General features: G+C 48.6%; 16 protein-coding genes. 12 read left to right on the forward strand and 4 right to left on the reverse strand.

Features of this window, described 5'->3' with window-relative positions:
• The first annotated feature begins 163 nt into the window (after positions 1-163).
• The 4 genes from ACXLDX_RS09115 to ACXLDX_RS09130 all read left to right on the forward strand — a co-directional run bounded on the left by ACXLDX_RS09115 (position 164) and on the right by ACXLDX_RS09130 (position 4,366).
• The gene (locus ACXLDX_RS09115; protein WP_457576864.1) at positions 164-865 is read left to right on the forward strand and encodes a FadR/GntR family transcriptional regulator; all 702 of its coding nucleotides are present in this window, start codon (positions 164-166) and stop codon (positions 863-865) included.
• Positions 866-1,089: 224 nt separating this feature from the next.
• The gene (locus ACXLDX_RS09120; RefSeq protein ID WP_457576865.1) at positions 1,090-2,184 is read left to right on the forward strand and encodes a TRAP transporter substrate-binding protein; all 1,095 of its coding nucleotides are present in this window, start codon (positions 1,090-1,092) and stop codon (positions 2,182-2,184) included.
• 251 nt (positions 2,185-2,435) lie between these two features.
• Positions 2,436-2,948 carry a TRAP transporter small permease subunit gene (locus ACXLDX_RS09125; protein ID WP_457576866.1) on the forward strand — a complete coding sequence of 171 codons (513 nt, stop codon included), beginning with the start codon at positions 2,436-2,438 and terminating at the stop codon, positions 2,946-2,948.
• A gap of 23 nt (positions 2,949-2,971) precedes the next feature.
• Positions 2,972-4,366: a TRAP transporter large permease gene (locus ACXLDX_RS09130; protein WP_457576867.1), complete on the forward strand. Its 1,395-nt coding sequence runs from the start codon at positions 2,972-2,974 to the stop codon at positions 4,364-4,366.
• Between the two features lie 105 nt (positions 4,367-4,471).
• On the opposite strand, the gene rocF is transcribed toward ACXLDX_RS09130, so the two are convergent.
• Both rocF and ACXLDX_RS09140 read right to left on the reverse strand, forming a co-directional pair.
• Entirely contained in the window at positions 4,472-5,365 is an 894-nt protein-coding gene (gene rocF / locus ACXLDX_RS09135; RefSeq protein WP_457576868.1) for an arginase, read from the reverse strand.
• Positions 5,362-6,456 (reverse strand): putative NPN-dependent ornithine cyclodeaminase, encoded by a 1,095-nt coding sequence (locus ACXLDX_RS09140; protein WP_457576869.1) that lies wholly within the window; start codon positions 6,454-6,456, stop codon positions 5,362-5,364. The genes rocF and ACXLDX_RS09140 overlap by 4 nt, the downstream gene beginning before the upstream one ends.
• Positions 6,457-6,851: 395 nt before the next feature.
• On the opposite strand from ACXLDX_RS09140, the gene ACXLDX_RS09145 reads away from it, so the two are divergent.
• Positions 6,852-9,011, forward strand: a complete 2,160-nt coding sequence (locus ACXLDX_RS09145; protein WP_457576870.1) for an alpha/beta fold hydrolase — start codon at positions 6,852-6,854, stop codon at positions 9,009-9,011.
• Positions 9,008-9,928: an alpha/beta hydrolase gene (locus ACXLDX_RS09150; protein WP_457576871.1), complete on the forward strand. Its 921-nt coding sequence runs from the start codon at positions 9,008-9,010 to the stop codon at positions 9,926-9,928. The genes ACXLDX_RS09145 and ACXLDX_RS09150 overlap by 4 nt, the downstream gene beginning before the upstream one ends.
• Before the next feature lie 50 nt (positions 9,929-9,978).
• On the opposite strand, the gene ACXLDX_RS09155 is transcribed toward ACXLDX_RS09150, so the two are convergent.
• Positions 9,979-11,775 (reverse strand): AMP-dependent synthetase/ligase, encoded by a 1,797-nt coding sequence (locus ACXLDX_RS09155; protein WP_457576872.1) that lies wholly within the window; start codon positions 11,773-11,775, stop codon positions 9,979-9,981.
• 331 nt (positions 11,776-12,106) lie between these two features.
• Between ACXLDX_RS09155 and ACXLDX_RS09160 the strand changes: the two genes are divergently transcribed.
• From ACXLDX_RS09160 to ACXLDX_RS09185, 6 genes are all read left to right on the forward strand, one after another.
• Complete coding sequence (locus ACXLDX_RS09160) at positions 12,107-12,811, forward strand: FadR/GntR family transcriptional regulator (RefSeq protein ID WP_457576873.1); 705 nt, start codon at positions 12,107-12,109, stop codon at positions 12,809-12,811.
• 155 nt (positions 12,812-12,966) lie between these two features.
• Positions 12,967-13,794 (forward strand): MBL fold metallo-hydrolase, encoded by an 828-nt coding sequence (locus tag ACXLDX_RS09165; protein WP_457576874.1) that lies wholly within the window; start codon positions 12,967-12,969, stop codon positions 13,792-13,794.
• Between the two features lie 137 nt (positions 13,795-13,931).
• On the forward strand, positions 13,932-14,987 hold the full coding sequence (locus ACXLDX_RS09170; RefSeq protein ID WP_457576875.1) for a TRAP transporter substrate-binding protein: 1,056 nt from the start codon (positions 13,932-13,934) through the stop codon (positions 14,985-14,987).
• Between the two features lie 113 nt (positions 14,988-15,100).
• Positions 15,101-15,619 carry a TRAP transporter small permease subunit gene (locus tag ACXLDX_RS09175; RefSeq protein WP_457576876.1) on the forward strand — a complete coding sequence of 173 codons (519 nt, stop codon included), beginning with the start codon at positions 15,101-15,103 and terminating at the stop codon, positions 15,617-15,619.
• Positions 15,612-16,958, forward strand: a complete 1,347-nt coding sequence (locus ACXLDX_RS09180; protein ID WP_457576877.1) for a TRAP transporter large permease — start codon at positions 15,612-15,614, stop codon at positions 16,956-16,958. Before ACXLDX_RS09175 ends, ACXLDX_RS09180 begins: the two co-directional genes overlap by 8 nt.
• Positions 16,959-17,008: 50 nt before the next feature.
• Positions 17,009-18,361, forward strand: a complete 1,353-nt coding sequence (locus tag ACXLDX_RS09185) for a glycerate kinase type-2 family protein (protein WP_457576878.1) — start codon at positions 17,009-17,011, stop codon at positions 18,359-18,361.
• 57 nt (positions 18,362-18,418) lie between these two features.
• On the opposite strand, the gene ACXLDX_RS09190 is transcribed toward ACXLDX_RS09185, so the two are convergent.
• Positions 18,419-19,174 (reverse strand): SagB/ThcOx family dehydrogenase, encoded by a 756-nt coding sequence (locus tag ACXLDX_RS09190; RefSeq protein ID WP_457576879.1) that lies wholly within the window; start codon positions 19,172-19,174, stop codon positions 18,419-18,421.
• Between the last annotated feature and the right edge of the window lie 19 nt (positions 19,175-19,193).

A 19,193-nucleotide genomic window follows, 5' to 3' on the forward strand; every position in this document is an offset into this window, starting at 1 on the left:
TCGGTTCCTATGGTTCGGCCATAAAAAGTCAATGAAAGTCCCTGTTGGCCCTGTGAGGAGTTACAATGCGCGTATGTAATTAGAATTTCAATTGCTTTTTCATGGTTTTTTGCCTACTTTCGAGGAAGGAGTTTTTTAACGTAAGGCATCTTTTAAGGATATTATGAGTATCAGACCGATTAAACCAAAACGTATTGCAGATCAGGTCTTTGAGCAGATACGGGAGCTGATTTATCGCGGGGATTTTAAACCCGGCCAGCAGATCCCGCCGGAACGGGAGCTGGCTGTATCCATGGCGGTCAGTCGCACTTCAGTCAGAAATGCCATCAACAAACTGGTTACCCTGGGACTGCTTACCCAGAAACAGGGCCAGGGAACATTTGTCTCCTCTCCGGACAGTCGGCAGGGAAATCCCCTGGTGGCGGCCATGGGGACCGATGAGGCAACCCTTGATGATCTGCTGGAGGTGAGGATGGGGCTGGAGTGTAACGCAGCTCAGCTTGCAGCCCTGAGAGCGACGGACAAGGATCTTCTGGCCATGCTGAAAAGCCTGGAGGAAATGGAAGAAGATCTGAGTACTACTGACAGAATAGGTACCGAACCGGATGTCGCCTTTCACATGGCTGTGGCTTTTGCAACCAAGAATCCTGTTCTCATCTACCTCATGAGAAATTTTTATGATTTTCTCTTTGTGGGTATAAAAAAGAATTTATCCCATATGTTCACCGACAGGAATGCCCTGGTGGATGTGCTGGAACACCATAAAGCGGTTTATCAGGCAATTCGGGAAAGAGAACCCGAGAAGGCTTTTGGGGCAATGCGGACACATATCCGCTATGTGCAGGATTATTTTCGTAATCGATAGGCGGCAGTGATTTAAGTATGTGGTTAAATATTATTCATATTGAATCGATTGCGAATATACGGTATACCACTTTAATATTACGTAACTCCTGTAACCGGCAACTGTATTGCCATTGGGAGTGTAAATCCGGTCAAAATGCACCTGTTGTTCGGCGTTATATGGTAGAATCCTCTGCCTGTTCAGAGGGTTGACATGTAAGCAATCATCCAAATGGAGGAGAATGCATGGATAGGAGAGCTTTTCTCAAAACGGCTTGTGCGGGAGCTGTCGTTGCGGGGTCTGCGATAGCAGGCGCCCCGTCGGTTCACGCTGCAAAAAAGATCCGCTGGAAAATGGTAACGACATGGCCCAAAAACTTTCCGGGCCTGGGCACCGGGGCCAATCATCTGGCAAAACTGATTACGGACATGTCCGGTGGCCGCCTGGAGGTCAAGGTATATGGTGCAGGGGAACTTGTGCCGCCGTTTGAATCATTTGATGCGGTTTCCAGGGGAACAGCTCAAATGGGACACGGTGCAGCCTACTACTGGAAAGGTAAATCTGAAGCGGCTCAGTTTTTTGCAGCGGTACCTTTTGGCCTGAATGCCCAGGAAATGGCCGGCTGGATCTATAAGGGCGGAGGTCAGGAATTATGGGATGAAGTCTATTCCGCTTTTAATCTCAAGGCATTTGCCGCCGGAAATACCGGAGTGCAGATGGGTGGATGGTTCAACAAGGAGATCAAGAGTATTGATGACTTCAAAGGGCTCAAGATGCGGATGCCCGGACTCGGCGGTGAAGTGATCAAGAGAGCCGGAGCAACACCTGTTTCTCTTCCCGGTGGAGAAATTTTCCCGTCCCTGCAGTCGGGTGCCATTGATGCCACTGAATGGGTAGGACCATATAATGACCTGGCTTTTGGTTTTTATAAAATTGCGAAATACTACTATTGGCCGGGATGGCATGAGCCGGGAACGGTTCTGGAATGCTTCGTGAACAAAGATGCATTCTACGGACTGCCGAAAGACCTGCAGGCTGTTGTAACTGCTGCCATGAAAGAGGCCTATACTGATATGCTGGCGGAATTTACAACCAAGAACAATGCTTCTCTTGTAGAGCTGGTCAAAAAGCATAATGTGGTGTTGAAGCGTTTCCCGGACGCGGTACTCAAGAAGATGGGTGAATTGAGTAAGTCCGTTGTCGAGGAAGTAGCCAATAAGGATCCGATGTCCAGGAAAGTGTATGACTCTTTCAATAAGTACAGGGCCCAGTCCATTGAATGGGCCAATATAGGAGAAGTTGGATACAGTCTGGCGCGCGCCTTGACCTTTAAAAGTTAATTGAATAGTTAACTGTTGGAAATGAAAAGGAAACTGATGCGGATTGCCGGGTCGGTTTCCTTTTCTTGTTTGTCTGACATGATAACTGGTACCTGAATCCTGCAATTGGCAAGTTAGGAGTCTTCGCTTACCTGCCGCAGATTTTTTCAGGCTCTTTTGTTCGCGATAGCTTACCTGTACGGACAAAAGAGACCGTGAAAAACCGGGTATCGGTGAGCAATTACAATAACTGTTCTCAACCCGGATTCAATATGTTTACAAAGATAGCTGACAGGATCGACGCTGTGAATAATCTCATCGGCAGAGGAGTGTCATGGTTGACACTTTTTATGGCTCTGGTGATGTTTGTTACTGTGATTTTGAGATATATTTTCAATATGGGTTGGATATGGATGCAGGAATCGGTGGTATTTATGCATGGCTTTGTTTTTATGCTGGCAGGTGGTTATACCCTGCTTGCTGAAGAACATGTTCGGATAGATATTTTTTACCGGCCCATGAGCGTGAAAAAACAGGCGATTGTGAATATTATCGGCATTCTTTTCCTGCTTTTTCCCACATGTTTTATCATATTTTTCTATGGTTTTTCTTACGTGAGTGATTCGTGGAGTGTTCTTGAAGGTTCCATGGAGGCTGGAGGATTGCCCGGTGTGTATATCCTGAAGACATCAATACTGGCTTTTCCAGTTCTTGTGGGCCTGCAGGGGATCGCGAAGCTTATTCGCGCCTTCAACACACTTACTGCCTCAGGTAGTGTTCAATAGATAATTCAAACAAGAAGACACTTATGCCTTTTGAAATATATCCATTATTGATGTTCGGGGTTGCTGTTTTCATTCTTCTGATGGGCTATCCCGTGGCTTTCAGTCTGTCCGGCACTGCTATCCTGTTCGCCCTTTTCGGTGTGCAGATGGATGTGTTTGATCTCTCTTTTTTCGGGGCCTATCCAGAGCGTATCTTCGGGATCATGAGAAATCAGACACTTATTGCGATTCCTCTCTTTATTTTCATGGGGGTAATGCTGGAGCGTTCAAAAATATCGGAAGAACTGCTTGAGACCATGGGTATGCTTTTTGGGAAAATCCGGGGCGGGCTTGGTATTTCCGTCTGTATTGTCGGGGCTCTGCTGGCAGCCTCCACCGGCATTGTCGGGGCTACTGTTGTCACCATGGGACTGATCTCACTGCCCTCCATGCTGCGGTTTAACTACTCCAATTCTCTCGCAGCCGGTATTGTTACGGCCTCCGGAACCCTTGGACAGATCATTCCGCCCAGTATTATTCTGATAATACTCGGGGACGTGATCAGTTCGGCTCATCAGCAGGCCCAGCTGGCCATGGGAAATTTTTCACCCACATCTGTCTCCGTTGGTGACCTGTTTGTCGGGGCCCTGCTGCCCGGTCTTGTCCTTGTGGGATTATATATTTGCTATATCGCGCTCATTGCCTTTCTTAAACCCGATGCCGCCCCCGCTTTACCGGACGAAGTACTGAAAAGTGGTACCGGGTATAAACTCTGGGTAAAGGTCGGCAAGGTTCTGATCCCGCCACTGTTGCTTATCATGGGAGTTCTGGGTTCCATTCTTGCCGGTCTGGCTACGCCCACGGAGGCAGCATCTGTAGGATGTGTGGGAGGAATAGTGCTGACGGCATTTAAAGGACAGTTGAATCTGAAAATTTTGAGAGAAGTCATGATAACCACCACCCATGTCAACTGCATGGTGTTTGTGATTCTGCTCGGAGCCAGTATGTTTTCCCTGGTTTTCCGTGGTTTTGAGGGTGATGTTGTCGTCCATAACATGCTCACCAGCCTGCCGGGAGGAGTTGCCAGTGCCTTCCTGGTGGTTATGCTTATCATGTTTATAATGGGATTTTTTCTTGATTTCTTTGAAATCACCTTTGTTGTTGTCCCCATTGTCGGCCCTATTCTTCTTATGATGGGACTTGACCCGATCTGGCTCGGAGTCATGATTGCCATAAATCTGCAGACATCTTTTCTGACTCCGCCATTCGGTTTTGCCCTGTTTTATCTGAGGGGTGTTGCTCCGGATTCCGTTTCCACCATGGATATCTACAGGGGAGTGGTACCGTTTATTTTTCTCCAGCTTCTGATGTTGATTATTCTCTGGTTCTGGCCGAGCCTTGCTACCTGGTTACCGGGAGTTGTTTATGGGACAGGGTGAGTGAAAGTCTCGTAATGGCCCATAGCTGCTCAGCTTTTTACGGTCTCTTTTGTCCACATGGGCAGGTTGTTGCGAGGAAGAGCCTGTAAAAAACTGCAGCGGCTGTTAAATTATTTTTTTGCCGAAAAGGGAGGTAACCAGATTGACTGCCATCTGGGCTGTTCTATTCTGAATATCGAGGATTGGATTTATTTCCATGATATCGACGGAATGGAGTTTTCCGGTATCGGCAAGGATTTCCATGATCAGCTGACCTTCCCGGTAGGTGAGCCCCCCCTGTGAAGGGGTACCGACGCCGGGAGCGTCCAGAGGATCCATGACATCCAGGTCCAGGCTGATATGGATTTTGGCCAGTTTTCTGAATTTTTTGAGTGTGCGCATGAGTACGGCACGGATACCGATTTCATCCACCTCACGCATGGTGAAAACAGTGCACCCGGAACTGCGAATGAGCTTTTTTTCCTCATGGTCCAGATCACGCAGACCGATCAGGGCAACATTGTCCGCCTTGACCTTGGGGCCCTTTCTGCCGATATCGACCAGCTCTTTCGGCCCCATCCCCAGCAATACGGCCAGGGCCATGCCATGGACGTTCCGGCTTGTTGAAGTACGGGGTGTGTTGAAATCCCCGTGGGCATCAATCCAGATCAGGCCCACATCCTCTTCATGGGTGACTCCACCTACCGTGCCGATGGAGGCAGAGTGGTCACCTCCCAGAAAGACGGGAATTTCTCCTCGTCTGATCGCTTTTTTTCCGAGTTTATATGCAGTCCTGCAGCCGTCAGCAATCAGGGGGAGGCGTTCTTCAAGGCTGGTATTGGCAAGGGCATAATGACCGGGAATAGCGATATCACCACTGTCGGCCGTTTTATAGCCAAGTGCATTCAAAGAGCCTGCCAGGTCGGCGTAACGGATGGCGCTGGGGCCCATATCGACACCCCTGTGGCTCTGGCCAAGATCCATCGGTACACCAATTATACGAATAGTTTTCTTTTTCATCCGGTTTTTGACAGGTGGTTCCAGAGATTGACTATAAAATCCTGGACATTTGTAAGTATAGCCTGGGCCTGGGCAGAGCCCCGGTTGGCCAGTTTGTCGGCGCTGAACTCGGACATATCCACCACGTAGAAACAGACCGGGCGGACTGTCCCGTCTTCGAGGATTTTGTAACCCGGTGTCATATTGCCGAAGGCGATGGAGTGGAGTTGGGTTGCCATGGTAATAACCGTGGTGGCCCTGCGGGCGTGGTAACGCATTTTATCCTGGGATTCATAGACGTTGCCGATGGTTTCGGGCAATGGCCCGTCATCTCTGATGGAGCCGGCAAGGATATAAGGGATTTTACAGGTTTCACAGGCATACATGATACCGTTGTCTATCCCCATGGTTTCAATCGCTTTGCTGATGGAACCGGCCTGACGCACCTTGTTGAGAATATCCAGATGATTGTAATGGCCCATGGGCTGGAGAACCTGGCTGTAGATATTCTGTCCGAGACCCGTGTCAAAAACAGCGGCTTCGATATCGTGCGTGGCAAGAGCGTTGCCGGCCATCAGCGCGTGACAGTAACCGTTTTCAATGAGTCCCTGCATGGCGGAACGTGAATCTTTGTCAAAGGCGACGGCAGGGCCCAGGACCCAGACGATATGACCGTAATCCCGGTCATGTTTGAGAATTTCATAGAGATTGTCATAGGAATAGGAAAAAGGGGTTTCTCTTGTGCCTCTGGATCTGAAGGCAAACTTGTCTTCATTGGCGGCAACTTCCTCAAATCCTTTTTCGTGGACAAGGATTCCTTCTTCACCGTTTTCCGTTCTGCCGACAACAACCATATCACCTTTTTTCAGGCGCCTGGCTTCAGTCACCTCAATAGTCGTGCCGTCAACCACAAACACGGCATCCATCCTCCCTTCCGGGGCAAGAATCCATTCTCCGGAATCGATTTTAATGTATTCCGGATGGTTGGATGTGGCGTGGTAGTTATCCGGGGCAATACCGTCGGCGGGTGCCGCTTCCAGTTTTGCAGGGGGACTGCCGGCAAGAGTGGTATCGGTGAAATCAGGTGGAATATAGGTAAAATCCGGTTTCATAATATACCTCGCATGGGATTGGTTTTAATTATTGTATACAATTTTATGGAGTATATGAGGAAACAGCTGAAAATGCAACTCCTGTAAAAACTTGACCATGGTAAAGAATCTGATAAGATACTGAAGAAATCGAGTTTATATCTGACTTGAATCGTAACTACTCACAGGGGTAGCAATTATATGATTTTATTACCTCTGAACTGTAATTGCTCACAGGTGCCGCAGATTGCAGGCTCTTTTGTTCGCTATAGCCTACCTATGCGGACGAAAGAGACCGTGAAAAGCTGGGGTACCTGTGAGTAATTACCTTGAATCCTGTCATTGACGATTACATCCTGTGAGCAGTTGCGATTGCAGGACTCGGGCTGCAGGGAATTTTTCACCTGGGGTATTCCATGAACCGTTCCGCCTATCTTACCACAGGTTTTGCCATAAAGGCGTTATCCCGTCTTTCAAAGGCGAATATTGTAATTCACGGGGAAGAAAATATTCCTGCCCACCCGACTATATTCGTCATCAATCATTTTACCCGTCTGGAAACCCTTCTTCTTCCCGCGTCCATTTATAACCTGACGGATGTACCGGTCTGCTCCCTTGCCGATGCTTCACTTTTCAAGGGTGGTCTGGAAAAATTCTTTGACCTGGTGGGTGTTGTGTCCACGGCGGATCCCAAAAGGGATGAACAGATTGTAAAAAGCCTGCTGACCGGAGAGGCGAACTGGATAATATTTCCCGAAGGACGGATGGTCAAGACAAAAAAAATTATCCGTAAAGGGAAGTTCATGATCGATGCCCCGGGTGGTGTCCATGAACCCCATACCGGGGCTGCGGCGCTGGCCCTGAGGGCGGAGCTGTTCCGGAAACATCTTCTTTCTCTGGCTATGGAAAATTCTCCTGAACTCCCTTCAATCCTGGAGCATCTGGATCTTGATTCAGCAGAGGATATTGCGGCTGGCGCAACCAGAATCGTACCAGTCAACCTGACCTATTACCCCATAAGGGCCATGGAGAATATTGCCTCCAGCATGGCGGAAAAACTGGTCAGGGATCTTTCAGAGAGGATGGTTGAGGAAATCATGACCGAGGGAACCATGCTGCTTTCAGGGGTTGATCTTGATATGCGCTTTGGGCCTGCAATTAAAATTGACGAGCTGCTGGATCCGGAATGGTTGAGCAAAACCAGAGAAGAAAAGCCATTGAATGGTTATGTCATTCCAGAAGAGATGAAAAAAAAGATGCGCAGAACCGCATACAATGTCATGCAGCAATACATGCATGACATTTATGCCATGACAACTGTCAACCATGAACATCTTTATGCTTCTTTTCTACGGTTATGTCCCTTTGAGAGAATAAAAGAAATGGATTTCAGGCGACGGGTTTTTTTCGCCGCCTCACTCATTCGTGACAGGGGAATTGAAAACCATGATTTTTATCTGCACAAATCCATGGAGGACAGCCAGATTCATCTTCTCACTGATGACAGATTTTCCAAATACGAGAACTTTATTCGACTGGCAGAGGAAAAGGGGGTGGTGCAGCGAAAAGACGGTTGTCTTTTTCGGGACGGCACCAAACTCTCCAGGCCTTTGAATTATCACCAGGGGAGAATTGATAATCCGATCGAGATCATGGCCAATGAGGTGGAGCCGCTGGGTCGTCTGCAGAAACTGATCCGCTCTCTTGCCTGGCAACCCGATTTCCTTCTGAAAATTCTGCTTGTGCGTTATCTGCTGGAAAAAGAGCGTCGGCGATACGGGAAGGCCTGTTCAAGCCGTACTCCCGGAGAGGGCAGCCGATTCGGATGTCTGGGAAAACCCTTCCTTCTTCCCGCATTCCGCCGGCGAAAGGGTATCGTTCTTGTCCACAGTTATCTCTCAGTGCCGGAGGAGGTGAAGATGCTTGCGCTCTGGTTGAGACGAAAAGGATACTGGGTGTATGCCCCCCGGCTCCCGGGGCATGGCACTTCTCCTGAGGACCTGGCCGCCAGAAAATATCAGGAATGGCTTGACACTGTGGAGCGCGGATATGCCATTATGGACGGAATCTGCGACCGTGTCATCGTTGGTGGAGTTGCCGTCGGCGGCAGTCTTGCCTTGAGTCTTGCTGCAGGAATAAAGGAGGTGGCCGGTGTTTTTGCTGTATGTCCTCCCCGGACCCTGAAAGATTACTCCACAAAATTCATGCCATCTCTTGATGTGTGGGATCGGATGCTGAGCAGGCTTAAGGGAGAGGGTGAGCAGCAGTTCCTTGATTTCACTTACGGTAACAGTCATGTCAATTACGGGAAAAACCCGGTGGCCGGGGTAAACCAGGTGGGTGAGTTTCTTGATTCCATGAAAAAAAAATATGACACCATTACCCAGCCTGCACTTATTATTCAGGCCGATGAAAATCCTGTTGTTGATCCGGCGGGAGCAAGAACTCTCTATGAAAAACTCGGCAGCAGGAAAAAAGAGTACTGTCTGCTCAGCTTTAACCGTCATGTGCTGGTGGAGGGAGAAGACTCCCGCCGTGTTCATCGAAGAATATCAGATTTTATTGAGATGATATGAAAATATGGACGGAAGATATTGAGTTTGTGATGTGGGAGGAATATTGCACGGTTTTTTATCCCCATAGACTCGATGAAATCAGGGAAGGCTGCAGTCCGGTCAGGCTCGAGCATGCCACAGGCAGTGAAAGGGCGGTCATACTGATCCATGGCTTAAGTGATTCACCCTGGTTTCTCCGTGGCCTGGCCGCTTTTTTTCATTTCCGGCTCGGTTATGATGTTTATCTGCCCCTGCTTGCCGGACACGGTCTGAAAGATCCGGAAAAGAGTATGGATAGTGTGAGTCTTGAGCAGTGGAAGGAAAATGTGGAATTTGCCATAAACTCTGTCTCTGGTAAATATAAAGGCAGACAGCTTTCCGTGGGCGGGTTGTCCATGGGCGGTGCCCTCAGCTATTATTTCGGTTGCACCAATGATGCCATTGACGGGGAACTGTTTCTCTTTTCCGCCGCTTTTGGTTTGAAGGATGGATTTTTAGGGATTGAGGGGAGGGTGAAGGAATTGCTGCTCCGTACTCCCGTGACTCGTCTTTGGAAGGAGAATAAAGAACTGACAGGGAAAAATCCCTACCGTTATGAATATGTCAGCATCAACAGTGTGAAGGAACTGGCCAGACTCATGGACGAAATTCGAAAACTGAATAAATTTTTTTCCAGGAGCGGATCATTTCCCAAGCCTGTTTTCTCAGCGTTCAGTGAGTTCGACGACGTTGTCTCTCTCAGGGCACTGAAAAATCTTATTTCTGTTGTTGGCGGGGAACAGTTGACGGAATTTCGCATTCCCGCGGCGGAAAAGGTTGATCACGCGTCCCTGGTTCTGAATAAACCGATATGTGGAGCCAGCGGCAAAATTTTAGAAGGGGAGAACCCTCTTTTTGAGCCGATGGTTGAGTCCATAGCGGCAATGGTTGGTTTTTAAACCACGGTTCTGGGGCAATAAAATCACAGAGCTGTTGACCCTGAATGGAGTCACCTGTAGATTTTTTCTATTTGCTCCTGCAGGCTTTTTTCAATGAATTGACGTTTCAGTTTCAGGGTTGGTGTGAGTAGACCGTTTTCAACTGTCCAGGGGGAAAGACTGAGTATGGCATGTTTGACGAAGGCGTAGCCCGGAAAATGGGTGAGCTGCTTTTCAACTCGTTTTAAAACGGCTTCTTCCACTTCCCTGAGCACAAGAGAGGACTCGTCGGAAGAAACAGTGAGGTCTTCTGCCAGTTGTTTCCAGAGATTTTCATTCAAAACCGAGATCAGAGTAAGAAAAGGGCGTCCCTCGCCTATTATCATAGCGTGTTCGAACAGCGGATCCATGGCGATTGCCATTTCCATATCCGCGGGAGCTACTTTTTCGCCATTGCTGAGGACCAGGATTTCCTTGAGCCGTCCGGTTATGCGTATATGGCCATTTTTTTCAATAATCGCTCTGTCGCCTGTATGCAGCCAGCCATCGGAATCAATTGTGTCTTCAGTTGCCTGTTGATTTTTCCAGTATCCCTGCATAACGCAGTGTCCCCTGACCAGAAGTTCATCCCCCGTTCCTGAACGCACTTCGATGCCCTGCAAAGGTGTGCCTACACCGTTCGGATCATTATCTTCCCTGGTGTTGACGCTGATCACCGGGCTTGTTTCCGTCAGTCCATAGCCCTGGTAGAGAGGCAGGCCAAGCCCCAGGAACAGCCTGGATATTTCCGCTGACAGCGGGGCACCTCCGGTAATGATAATGCGGAGATGTCCACCGAATTTTTCTCTCACTCCGGCCGCTACAAACCTGTCAAGAAAGGGCAGAATCAAAAATGATACAGACCAGGGGGCACGGCCTTGTGTGTATTCAAATTGATTCCACCCTACTGAAACCGCTTTCTCAAAAAGAGCGACTGCGATAGCCGGTTTCGCGGTAAGTTTTCGCATGATTGCGCTATGGATACGTTCAAATATCCGGGGAACGGCGACAAGGACAGTTGGTTGTTCCGTAAGCAGGTCTTCACCAAGATCGGGGATTGATCTGGCAAAGGCAACTGTCGCCCCCGCCATCATTGGCAGGTAATATCCTGCTGTTCTCTCAAGCATGTGAGAGAGGGGGAGGAAGGATAAAAACCTGTCCTCGGGGTACACTGCCATACGCTGCAGGCCGAAATAACAGTTATCGAGAATGTTCATATGACTGAGCATGACCCCCTTGGGAGGGCCGGTCGTCCCTGATGTATAGACAATGGTGGCTGTTTCATGGGTTATGGGAGTATATCCGCCCTGGGAGTTGTCGGCCGGAGGCAGCCAGTCGTTCAGGCAGGCCAGGGAGTTGCTCTCTCCATCAGTCCAGCAGAGATCGATGGTAATGATTCGCTGCAGACCTGTAATTCCGGTGAGAGCCGGAGCCAGGCGTCCCCAGTATGCATTCCCAGGAAGAATCACTATTTTGCTTTCAGTGTCCTTCAGAATGTAGGCGATGGATTCCGGTCTGTCATTGGCATACAGGGGGACGACAATCAATCCCAGCGAGAGGGCGGCCTGTTCAAAGAGTATCCATTCCGGACAGTTCGGCAGCATGATGGCCACCCTGTCACCAGTTGAGAGATTTTCGTTTATCAGGCCGTTACGCCATTGCTCTGTCAGGGAGGGCATCTCCTGCCAGGTGATATCCAGCCAGTCTTTTCGGGTGGAGTTGAAATAGCGGTATGCAACACTATCCGGGCTCCTGGAAACCCTTTCCAGAAACAGATCAGGGAGTGAAAGGGAGGATTCCGGAGAAATATAATCGGTGTTGTTGGCCATTATTATACCTCCTTTATGGGTGTGTTACTGAAAATGTCTGTTTATTTATACAATAACCAGTTATGGCAGGAATGCTATTTTGCCGAAGATTCATTCGAAATGACCAACAGGTAACCCGAGTTGTTTTGAATCGGTACAACACGATTTTTGCAGTGTGGGTAAGGCAGACACATCCCCGGGATGTCACAGGTGTTGACAAAATTTCGAATGTCGTCGAATTTTTAAACACTGGTTTTGTCGTTTTAACTTGTCTGATGAGTAGATATCTGATAAGTAGATATCTGATGAGCAGATGTGTTGCGCTTTGATAAGAAAAAAACAGGAACATTTTATGGATCCGATCAGGAAAGTCAGACTGTCTGAAAGTGTTATCACGGCAATCAAGCAGATGATCGCTGAAGAAAATTTCAAGCCGGGGGATAAATTTTATTCCGAAAATGAATTGACAGGGAAACTTCAGGTCTCCAGATCATCAATTCGTGAGGCGATGAGGATGCTGGAGGTGACAGGTCAGGTGAGTGTTAAACAGGGGAAGGGGGTTTTTATCCTTGACGCCAGCGGAGAGCAGTTCAAGACATTCGCAACCTGGTTGAAAAACAATGAGCAGTCAATCAAGGATAATTTTGAAGTTCGCCTGATTATTGAACCAAAGGCTGCCAGCCGTGCAGCTGAAAATGCGGAAGAAAAGGATATTCTCGAAATGGAGGAAATCTGCGCCCAGTTTGCCCGTTTTGCGGCGGAAAAAAACACCGAAGAGGTTATCCAGTGTGACAGGCGTTTTCATCGTGTTCTGGCTGGTGCAACAAAGAATGTGACCCTGCATGTTCTGATGAAATCCATGACGACAACCCTGCCAAACGGATGGATATCGAGTCTGTACACACCGGGGAGAATTGAAAAAACGGTGAATGAACACGGTGACATCCTGGAGGCGATTAAAAAGGGAGATAAGACCGGAGCGGAAAATGCGATGACCCGTCACCTGGTGAATGCCCTGCACGATATTAATACTGAAATCAGGAACCAGTCGAAGTAATACGGATTTCTCGTGAAATTCAGGTAGTCCATTTATCTGAAAATCCTCGGCTGAGGGTTGTATCGCCGCAGTCGGGATTTTCATTGGCTTTTTGTGGCTGAGCCATAGAGTCCGGCCATGCCGGTTTATCGGAAAAAGGATTGTCCGGAGGAAAAATGACTGTACAGATTACAACATTGATTGAAAATCGGGCGGGAGAGCATCATGGATTGCAGCATGAGCATGGACTTTCTTTTTTTATTGAAAAGGATGGCTCAACCATACTGTTTGATACCGGTCAGTCGGAGAAGTTCATAAAGAATGCGGAACAGTTGCAGGTGGATCTGTATTCGCTGGATCATGTTGTTCTGAGCCATGGGCACTATGATCATTCCGGCGGTTTCAGGTCGCTGGTGGAATTGACTGATTCTTTCACCTTGACAACTGGACTTGGTTTTTTTGAGGAAAAATATGGCTGTGAAAATAATTCCTGTGAATACCTCGGTAATAATTTTAATGAAGAGTTCCTGAGAGAAAAAGGGATAAATTTTCAGTATGCAAGGCAGCAGTGTACTGAGATTATACCCGGTGTCCACGTTATTACCTCCTTTCCCCGGATCTATGAAGATGAGGTGGTCAATCCGCGCTTCAAAGTGAGAAAAAGGGGAGAACTCTTACCTGACCCGTTTGATGATGAGGTATTGCTGGCCATTGACACCGATTCCGGGCTGATTGTCCTTCTCGGCTGTTCCCATCCGGGGATGAAAAACATGCTGGACTGTGCGGTTAAGCAGCTCGGGCGGCCGCTTTACGGAGTTCTGGGAGGGACTCATCTTGTTGAAGCGGATGATCGCAGCCTTAAGCTTTCTCTTGATTACCTGAGAAACACGGAACTTCAGGTTATCGGTGTTTCACACTGCACCGGTGAAAATGCGATTCAAAGCCTTTCTGAGGGTGAAAAAAGATATTTTCAGAACCATACGGGAAGTACGCTGTTTGTGTAACTACTCACAGGATCAAAGATGTGATTTTATACCCTGTTTGTAGCTCGGCCATTGAATCCGGCCATGCCGGTTTATGCGGGGGAGGGATTACCCTGTCTGGAAAATCAGCATCATATATTAAAAGAGGAGGTTGTATCATGAGTATCTTCTGGAAAAAACGGAGTGTTTTTTTGGTTGGACTGGCAGCTCTTGCCCTGATCTTTGTTTCGGGTACAGGCAGTTTTGCCGGTAAAGGTGGCAAGATAATCTGGAAATCATCCGGGCACGGTCCCGCTTCGGATCCTTCCCAGATTTTTCATGATAAGCTCTGCAAAGCTATTACCAGGGCCACGGGAGGGAGATTAACCGTAAAACCCTTTGTCGGGGGATCAATTGTTCCCGCCTATAAGGAAGTCGATGCCATTGATCAGGGGGTGTTGCAGATGGCCTATTCCTGTCCCATGTATAATCTGGATAAATGGCCCGCTGCAGGATTGATCAGTTCAAGACCAGGTGGCTTACCCGGCGAAGCGCTGCGAACCTGGTTCGACTATGGTGGAGGTGCGGATCTGCTCAATAAAATGATGGAAGGATACAATGTTATGACCTTTCCGGGAGCTCTTGCTCCTCTGCCGGAAGAGGTGTTTTTTCATTCAAAGGTCAAACTTGAATCCCTGGCAGATCTGAAAGGCCTGAAGGCACGTTGCATGGGGGATGGTGGTGAGATCCTGAAAAGAATGGGTGCCGCGACCGTAATTATTCCTGGTGGTCAGCTCTATGAAGCGATGCAGAGAGGCACGATTGATGCGTTTGAATATTCCACCCTGGCATCAAACTGGAACATGCATTTTAACGAGGTGGCAAAATATGTCTACCTGTCACCCACCAGGGCACCAAGTGATCCTCAGGTTATTTTTGTCAACAAGAAAGCCTGGGCGGAACTTCCGGATGATCTGAAAACAATTGTTCAGTCTGTGGTTGCGGAGTATACGCAGAAGCAGCATGAATATCTGGTTTTTGAGTCAGTCAAGGCTGTTGATAAATTCAGAGCTGCGGGTAATGAAGTATATAAGGTGCCGAAAGATATAGAAGAAGCATTGTCTGCCGAGGCTGACAAGTTTTATGCGGAAAAGTCTAAAAGCGAAAAGCCTATTTTTGCAGAAATATATAATTCCATGAAAGAATTCGGGATGGCTTATAACGCTATAAAATAGTGTGTGGTTTCGGTGTAATACCTGATGAAGAAGCTTTTCCCGCGAAAGTCGGAGAAGCTTCTTCCGCCCGGATAGCAGTTATGTTATCTCAGGTGAAAAACAAGGAGAACGATATGGCCGGTCTGGTAAAATTCCTGGCGGTTGTTGATTGGTTGAGTGAAAAATCGGGTCAGATAGGAAAGTGGTTTGCCATACTTCTGGTTTTTGCCGGATCCTATGAAGCCATTGCCAGGCATTTCTTTGATGCTCCGACTATCTGGTCGTATGATACCATGTGTATGGCGGGCGGCGTGATCTATATGCTCGGGGCATCCTATAACTATCTTCATAATGCCCATACCAGGGTTGATCTCCTCTATATGCGGGCTTCACGCCGCAAACAGGCTTTGATAGATGTGATCTGTTCTCTGGTGCTGTTTTTCCCCCTGATGATCATTATGTTCAAACTCGCGGTGACCTGGGCTGCAAAGGCCTGGAGAATTCATGAGGTGATGTTCACCAGTTTCTGGTATCCACCGGCCGCTCCCTATCGAACTGTTTTCGCCATTGGTCTGTTCCTCCTGATTCTCCAGGGAACGGCCAGGTTTATCAGGGATCTCTATTTTGTCATAAGAGGTGAAGAAATTGCTTGATCTAAGTGCAGAACTTGTTGCCTTTCTCATGCTCGGGGGCGTTTTTACGCTGGTCCTGACGGGATTCCCGATTGCCTTTGTTATCGGCAGTGTGGCATTTATAGTCGGTATACTTGTTTTTGGCCCCACAACAACGTATCATATTCTTTACAGTCGCTTTTATGCCCTCTCCCTGAACTACCCCTATCTTGCCGTGCCCCTTTTTACATTTATGGGGGTAATTCTTCAGCATTCCGGGATTACTAAGGATCTCTACGACAGTTTATATGAAGTCCTCGGCAGATTGAAGGGAGGACTGGCTATTGTCACTATTGTTTTCGGGACAATCCTTGCAACCTGCCTTGGAGTGATTGCCGCCTCGGTGACTATTCTTACTCTGATAGCGTTGAGGCCGATGTTGACCCGTGGCTATGATAAACCACTGGCGGCCGGTTCAATTGTCGCTTCGGGAACACTGGGAATTCTGATTCCACCCAGTATCATGCTGGTTGTCTATGGACCCCAGGCCGGCATCTCCATCGGGCAGATGTTTATGGGAGCGGTTTTTCCAGGCCTGATCCTGGCTTTTTCCTATGTGGCCTATGTTGTTATTCGCTGTCATTACAATCCTGAGCTGGGTCCCCCGATTCCTGAAGACCAGATGACTCCGTTTTCCATGAAAAAGCTCTGGCGTCTTCTTAAATCACTCATACCGCCGATTTTTCTTATTCTTGCTGTGCTGGGTACGATTTTTTCCGGAATAGCACCGCCAACTGAAGCAGCGGCTGTCGGTTGCCTGGCTTCAATTCTTCTGGCTGTTGCCTATGGAAAGTTTAATTTTGAGCTTCTCAGTCATGCTTCCCTGGAAACATTACGGGTCAGTGCCTTTGTTGTGATGATTGCCGCCCTCTGCTACGCCTTTGTCGGAGTCTTTATGAGCGCGGGATCCGGCGATGTTGTGTCCAGTCTGATACTTGCCGTACCCGGAGGGAAATGGGCGTCTTTTGCCATGATTATGCTGATTGTCTTTCTCCTGGGACTCTTCATCGAATGGATCGGTATTGTTTTTATTATTGTGCCGATCTTTTCGCCCATTCTTTCACACCTTGGTTTTAATCCTCTCTGGGCCGGCATGATGATCTGCATCAATCTGCAGATGGCTTTTCAGACACCGCCCATGGCTATGTCGATTTTTGTTCTCAAAGGAACAGCTCCTCCGGACCTGGAATTATCCATGTCGGATATCATTAAAGGGGTGATTCCTTTTGTTTTAATTATTATGGTGGTTCTGTTTCTCTGTACGGTTTTTCCGGGGATAATCACATGGCTGCCGGAGAGAATAATGGGACCGGCCCATTGAACCCTGCATTTTCAATATACCTGCCGATTGCAGGATTCTGGTGATACTTTTTGCGATATGAAATAATGGACGGACATCTGACAGAGAAGTACCGGGACGCAATTTCGATCTTTCAGGCCGGCCTTGCCGCTGTGGAGCCGGGGGCGGCGATCAGCAGGTTCTGTCGGCTTGATGGAGATGTTCTTTTTGTTGACGGGGTGGCGTATGATCTCCGTCAGTATAAGAACATTGTTGTCCTTGGTGCTGGAAAAGCGGGTGCCGCCATGGCAAAACCTTTAGAGTCGATGCTGGAAGATTATCCTGTTGAAGGGGTAATAACAGTGAAGGATGGTCATCTTGAGGAACTTGAACGGATAAGGATTCAGGAGGCCAGCCATCCCGTCCCCGATTCCAGGGGACTTGCCGGGGCCAGGGATATTTACCGGCTGGCCATGCGGGCCGGGCGGGAAACACTGGTTATCTGCCTTCTTTCCGGAGGCGGCTCAGCCCTTATGCCTCTTCCGGTAAACGGTGTCAGTCTGGAAGATAAACAGCAGACTACACGGGTTCTGCTTTCCTGTGGTGCCACGATTCACGAAATAAACAGTGTGCGAAAACATCTTTCAGTAATCAAGGGAGGAGGACTTGCCAGGGCTGTTTACCCGGCAACGCTTATCACGCTGATTCTTTCCGACGTGGTGGGAGATGATCTGGATGCCATTGCTTCGGGGCCCTGTGTTCCGGACTCCACCACTTTTGCCGACTGCATGGCAATATTTACCAGATACGCTATTGAAAAGAAGATTCCTGTTTCGGTTTATGACCATATTCGGGCCGGAATGGTCGGCAAAGTCTCCGAAACTCCCAAGGCTGAGCAGGAGTTTTTTGCGGAGAACCGCAATATCATAATCGGTCGTAATTTTGACGCCCTTACCAGGGCAAAAGAAAAGGCCGAAGAACTGGGATATGAAACATTGCTGCTCTCCTCTGTAATGGAAGGGGAAACCCGTGAGGTGGCTGCCTGTCATATGGCTGTAGCCAGGGAGATTGGGCTCAGTGGCAATCCCGTCCGAAAACCCGCATGCCTGCTTTCCGGTGGAGAGACTACGGTAACGATACGGGGGTCTGGAAAAGGTGGTCGCAATCAGGAGTTTGTTCTGGCTGCGGCACTGCATATGGAAGGATTGGAAAAAATCGTGGTTTTGAGTGGCGGTACTGACGGAACCGATGGGCCCACCGATGCGGCCGGCGCCGTGGCGGATGAAACTACCATTGCCAGGGCTGGATCCCTTGGCATGGACCCTCGAAAGTTTCTTGAAAATAATGATTCATATCATTTCTTTGATAATCTTGAAAACCTGTTCAAGACGGGGCCTACCAATACCAATGTGATGGATCTTCGTATTATCCTCCTGCAATCGTAGTTTGTCGTCTTGCTGTCTGTAACTGCTTACAGGGGTAGCGAATTACGGCCTTCTGCCTCAATATCTGCCGACCGGGGCCAGGTAGATGGTAAACTGGTCTTCCCCGTCTACCTGGAGGAGTTCGTCCATGGCCTCCTGATCATAAGCCGCTATGGCACAGGTTCCTGCTCGAATAGTTTCACAGGCCAGATACAGGTTCTGGCAGACATGTCCGGCGTCCAGCAGAATAACCCGGTGGGCCGCCTCAAGGTAGCGCCATTCCATGCGGTTTGGAACAGCAGTCCAGACAAAGGTCACCGCACTGCGGGCGACAAACTGCTGACCCAGTACCGCCCATGAAAGCCGTGCGCTGTGATGCTCGTCTGTGGGGTAGAGCATGACGAGTTCATTGGACAGGGGAAGAAAGCGATACAGACCGGGAGGAACTTTTTCCACCCTGTGAATAAACAGGTAGGTCTCAAAGCTGTGTCTGGCTCCTGCAGAAGGAACTGTTCGAAAATGAGGTGTCCGGCCATCCTGGTTCCTCAGGCCCTGGGTTGCCCAGAGGAGAAAGGCGAGCTCTTCCACGTTAAGAAAGTCCTGGTTGAATCTTCTTCTGCTCCGACGTTGACCAATGATCTGCACCAGGTTCACGGCTGGTATGGCAGGTTCCCAGGAAGATCTGTCGGGTAACCTGATACGGGGAAGGTCTTCATCAACCGGTTCCTGCAGGGGGGGAGCCTGTACGCCGCGGGACTGTTCACTTGTCCGGAAGTCAACTGTTTTTCTGAGGGTGTCTTTTAAAAAATCCCGGTGCTGTTTAAAATTATTCATTGATTGATTCGTAATTGGT

It is taken from the genome of Desulfomarina sp., assembly GCF_054039375.1.

What these genes read in the sequence shown, in the direction of transcription:
- ACXLDX_RS09140 (WP_457576869.1), bottom strand. Translation starts at nt 6,456, where the DNA reads ATGAAACCGGATTTTACCTATATTCCACCTGATTTCACCGATACCACT.
- ACXLDX_RS09160 (WP_457576873.1), top strand. Translation starts at nt 12,107, where the DNA reads ATGGATCCGATCAGGAAAGTCAGACTGTCTGAAAGTGTTATCACGGCA.
- ACXLDX_RS09165 (WP_457576874.1), top strand. Translation starts at nt 12,967, where the DNA reads ATGACTGTACAGATTACAACATTGATTGAAAATCGGGCGGGAGAGCAT.
- ACXLDX_RS09190 (WP_457576879.1), bottom strand. Translation starts at nt 19,174, where the DNA reads ATGAATAATTTTAAACAGCACCGGGATTTTTTAAAAGACACCCTCAGA.
- ACXLDX_RS09130 (WP_457576867.1), top strand. Translation starts at nt 2,972, where the DNA reads ATGCCTTTTGAAATATATCCATTATTGATGTTCGGGGTTGCTGTTTTC.
- ACXLDX_RS09175 (WP_457576876.1), top strand. Translation starts at nt 15,101, where the DNA reads ATGGCCGGTCTGGTAAAATTCCTGGCGGTTGTTGATTGGTTGAGTGAA.
- rocF (WP_457576868.1), bottom strand. Translation starts at nt 5,365, where the DNA reads ATGAAAAAGAAAACTATTCGTATAATTGGTGTACCGATGGATCTTGGC.
- ACXLDX_RS09125 (WP_457576866.1), top strand. Translation starts at nt 2,436, where the DNA reads ATGTTTACAAAGATAGCTGACAGGATCGACGCTGTGAATAATCTCATC.
- ACXLDX_RS09120 (WP_457576865.1), top strand. Translation starts at nt 1,090, where the DNA reads ATGGATAGGAGAGCTTTTCTCAAAACGGCTTGTGCGGGAGCTGTCGTT.
- ACXLDX_RS09115 (WP_457576864.1), top strand. Translation starts at nt 164, where the DNA reads ATGAGTATCAGACCGATTAAACCAAAACGTATTGCAGATCAGGTCTTT.
- ACXLDX_RS09150 (WP_457576871.1), top strand. Translation starts at nt 9,008, where the DNA reads ATGAAAATATGGACGGAAGATATTGAGTTTGTGATGTGGGAGGAATAT.
- ACXLDX_RS09145 (WP_457576870.1), top strand. Translation starts at nt 6,852, where the DNA reads ATGAACCGTTCCGCCTATCTTACCACAGGTTTTGCCATAAAGGCGTTA.
- ACXLDX_RS09170 (WP_457576875.1), top strand. Translation starts at nt 13,932, where the DNA reads ATGAGTATCTTCTGGAAAAAACGGAGTGTTTTTTTGGTTGGACTGGCA.
- ACXLDX_RS09155 (WP_457576872.1), bottom strand. Translation starts at nt 11,775, where the DNA reads ATGGCCAACAACACCGATTATATTTCTCCGGAATCCTCCCTTTCACTC.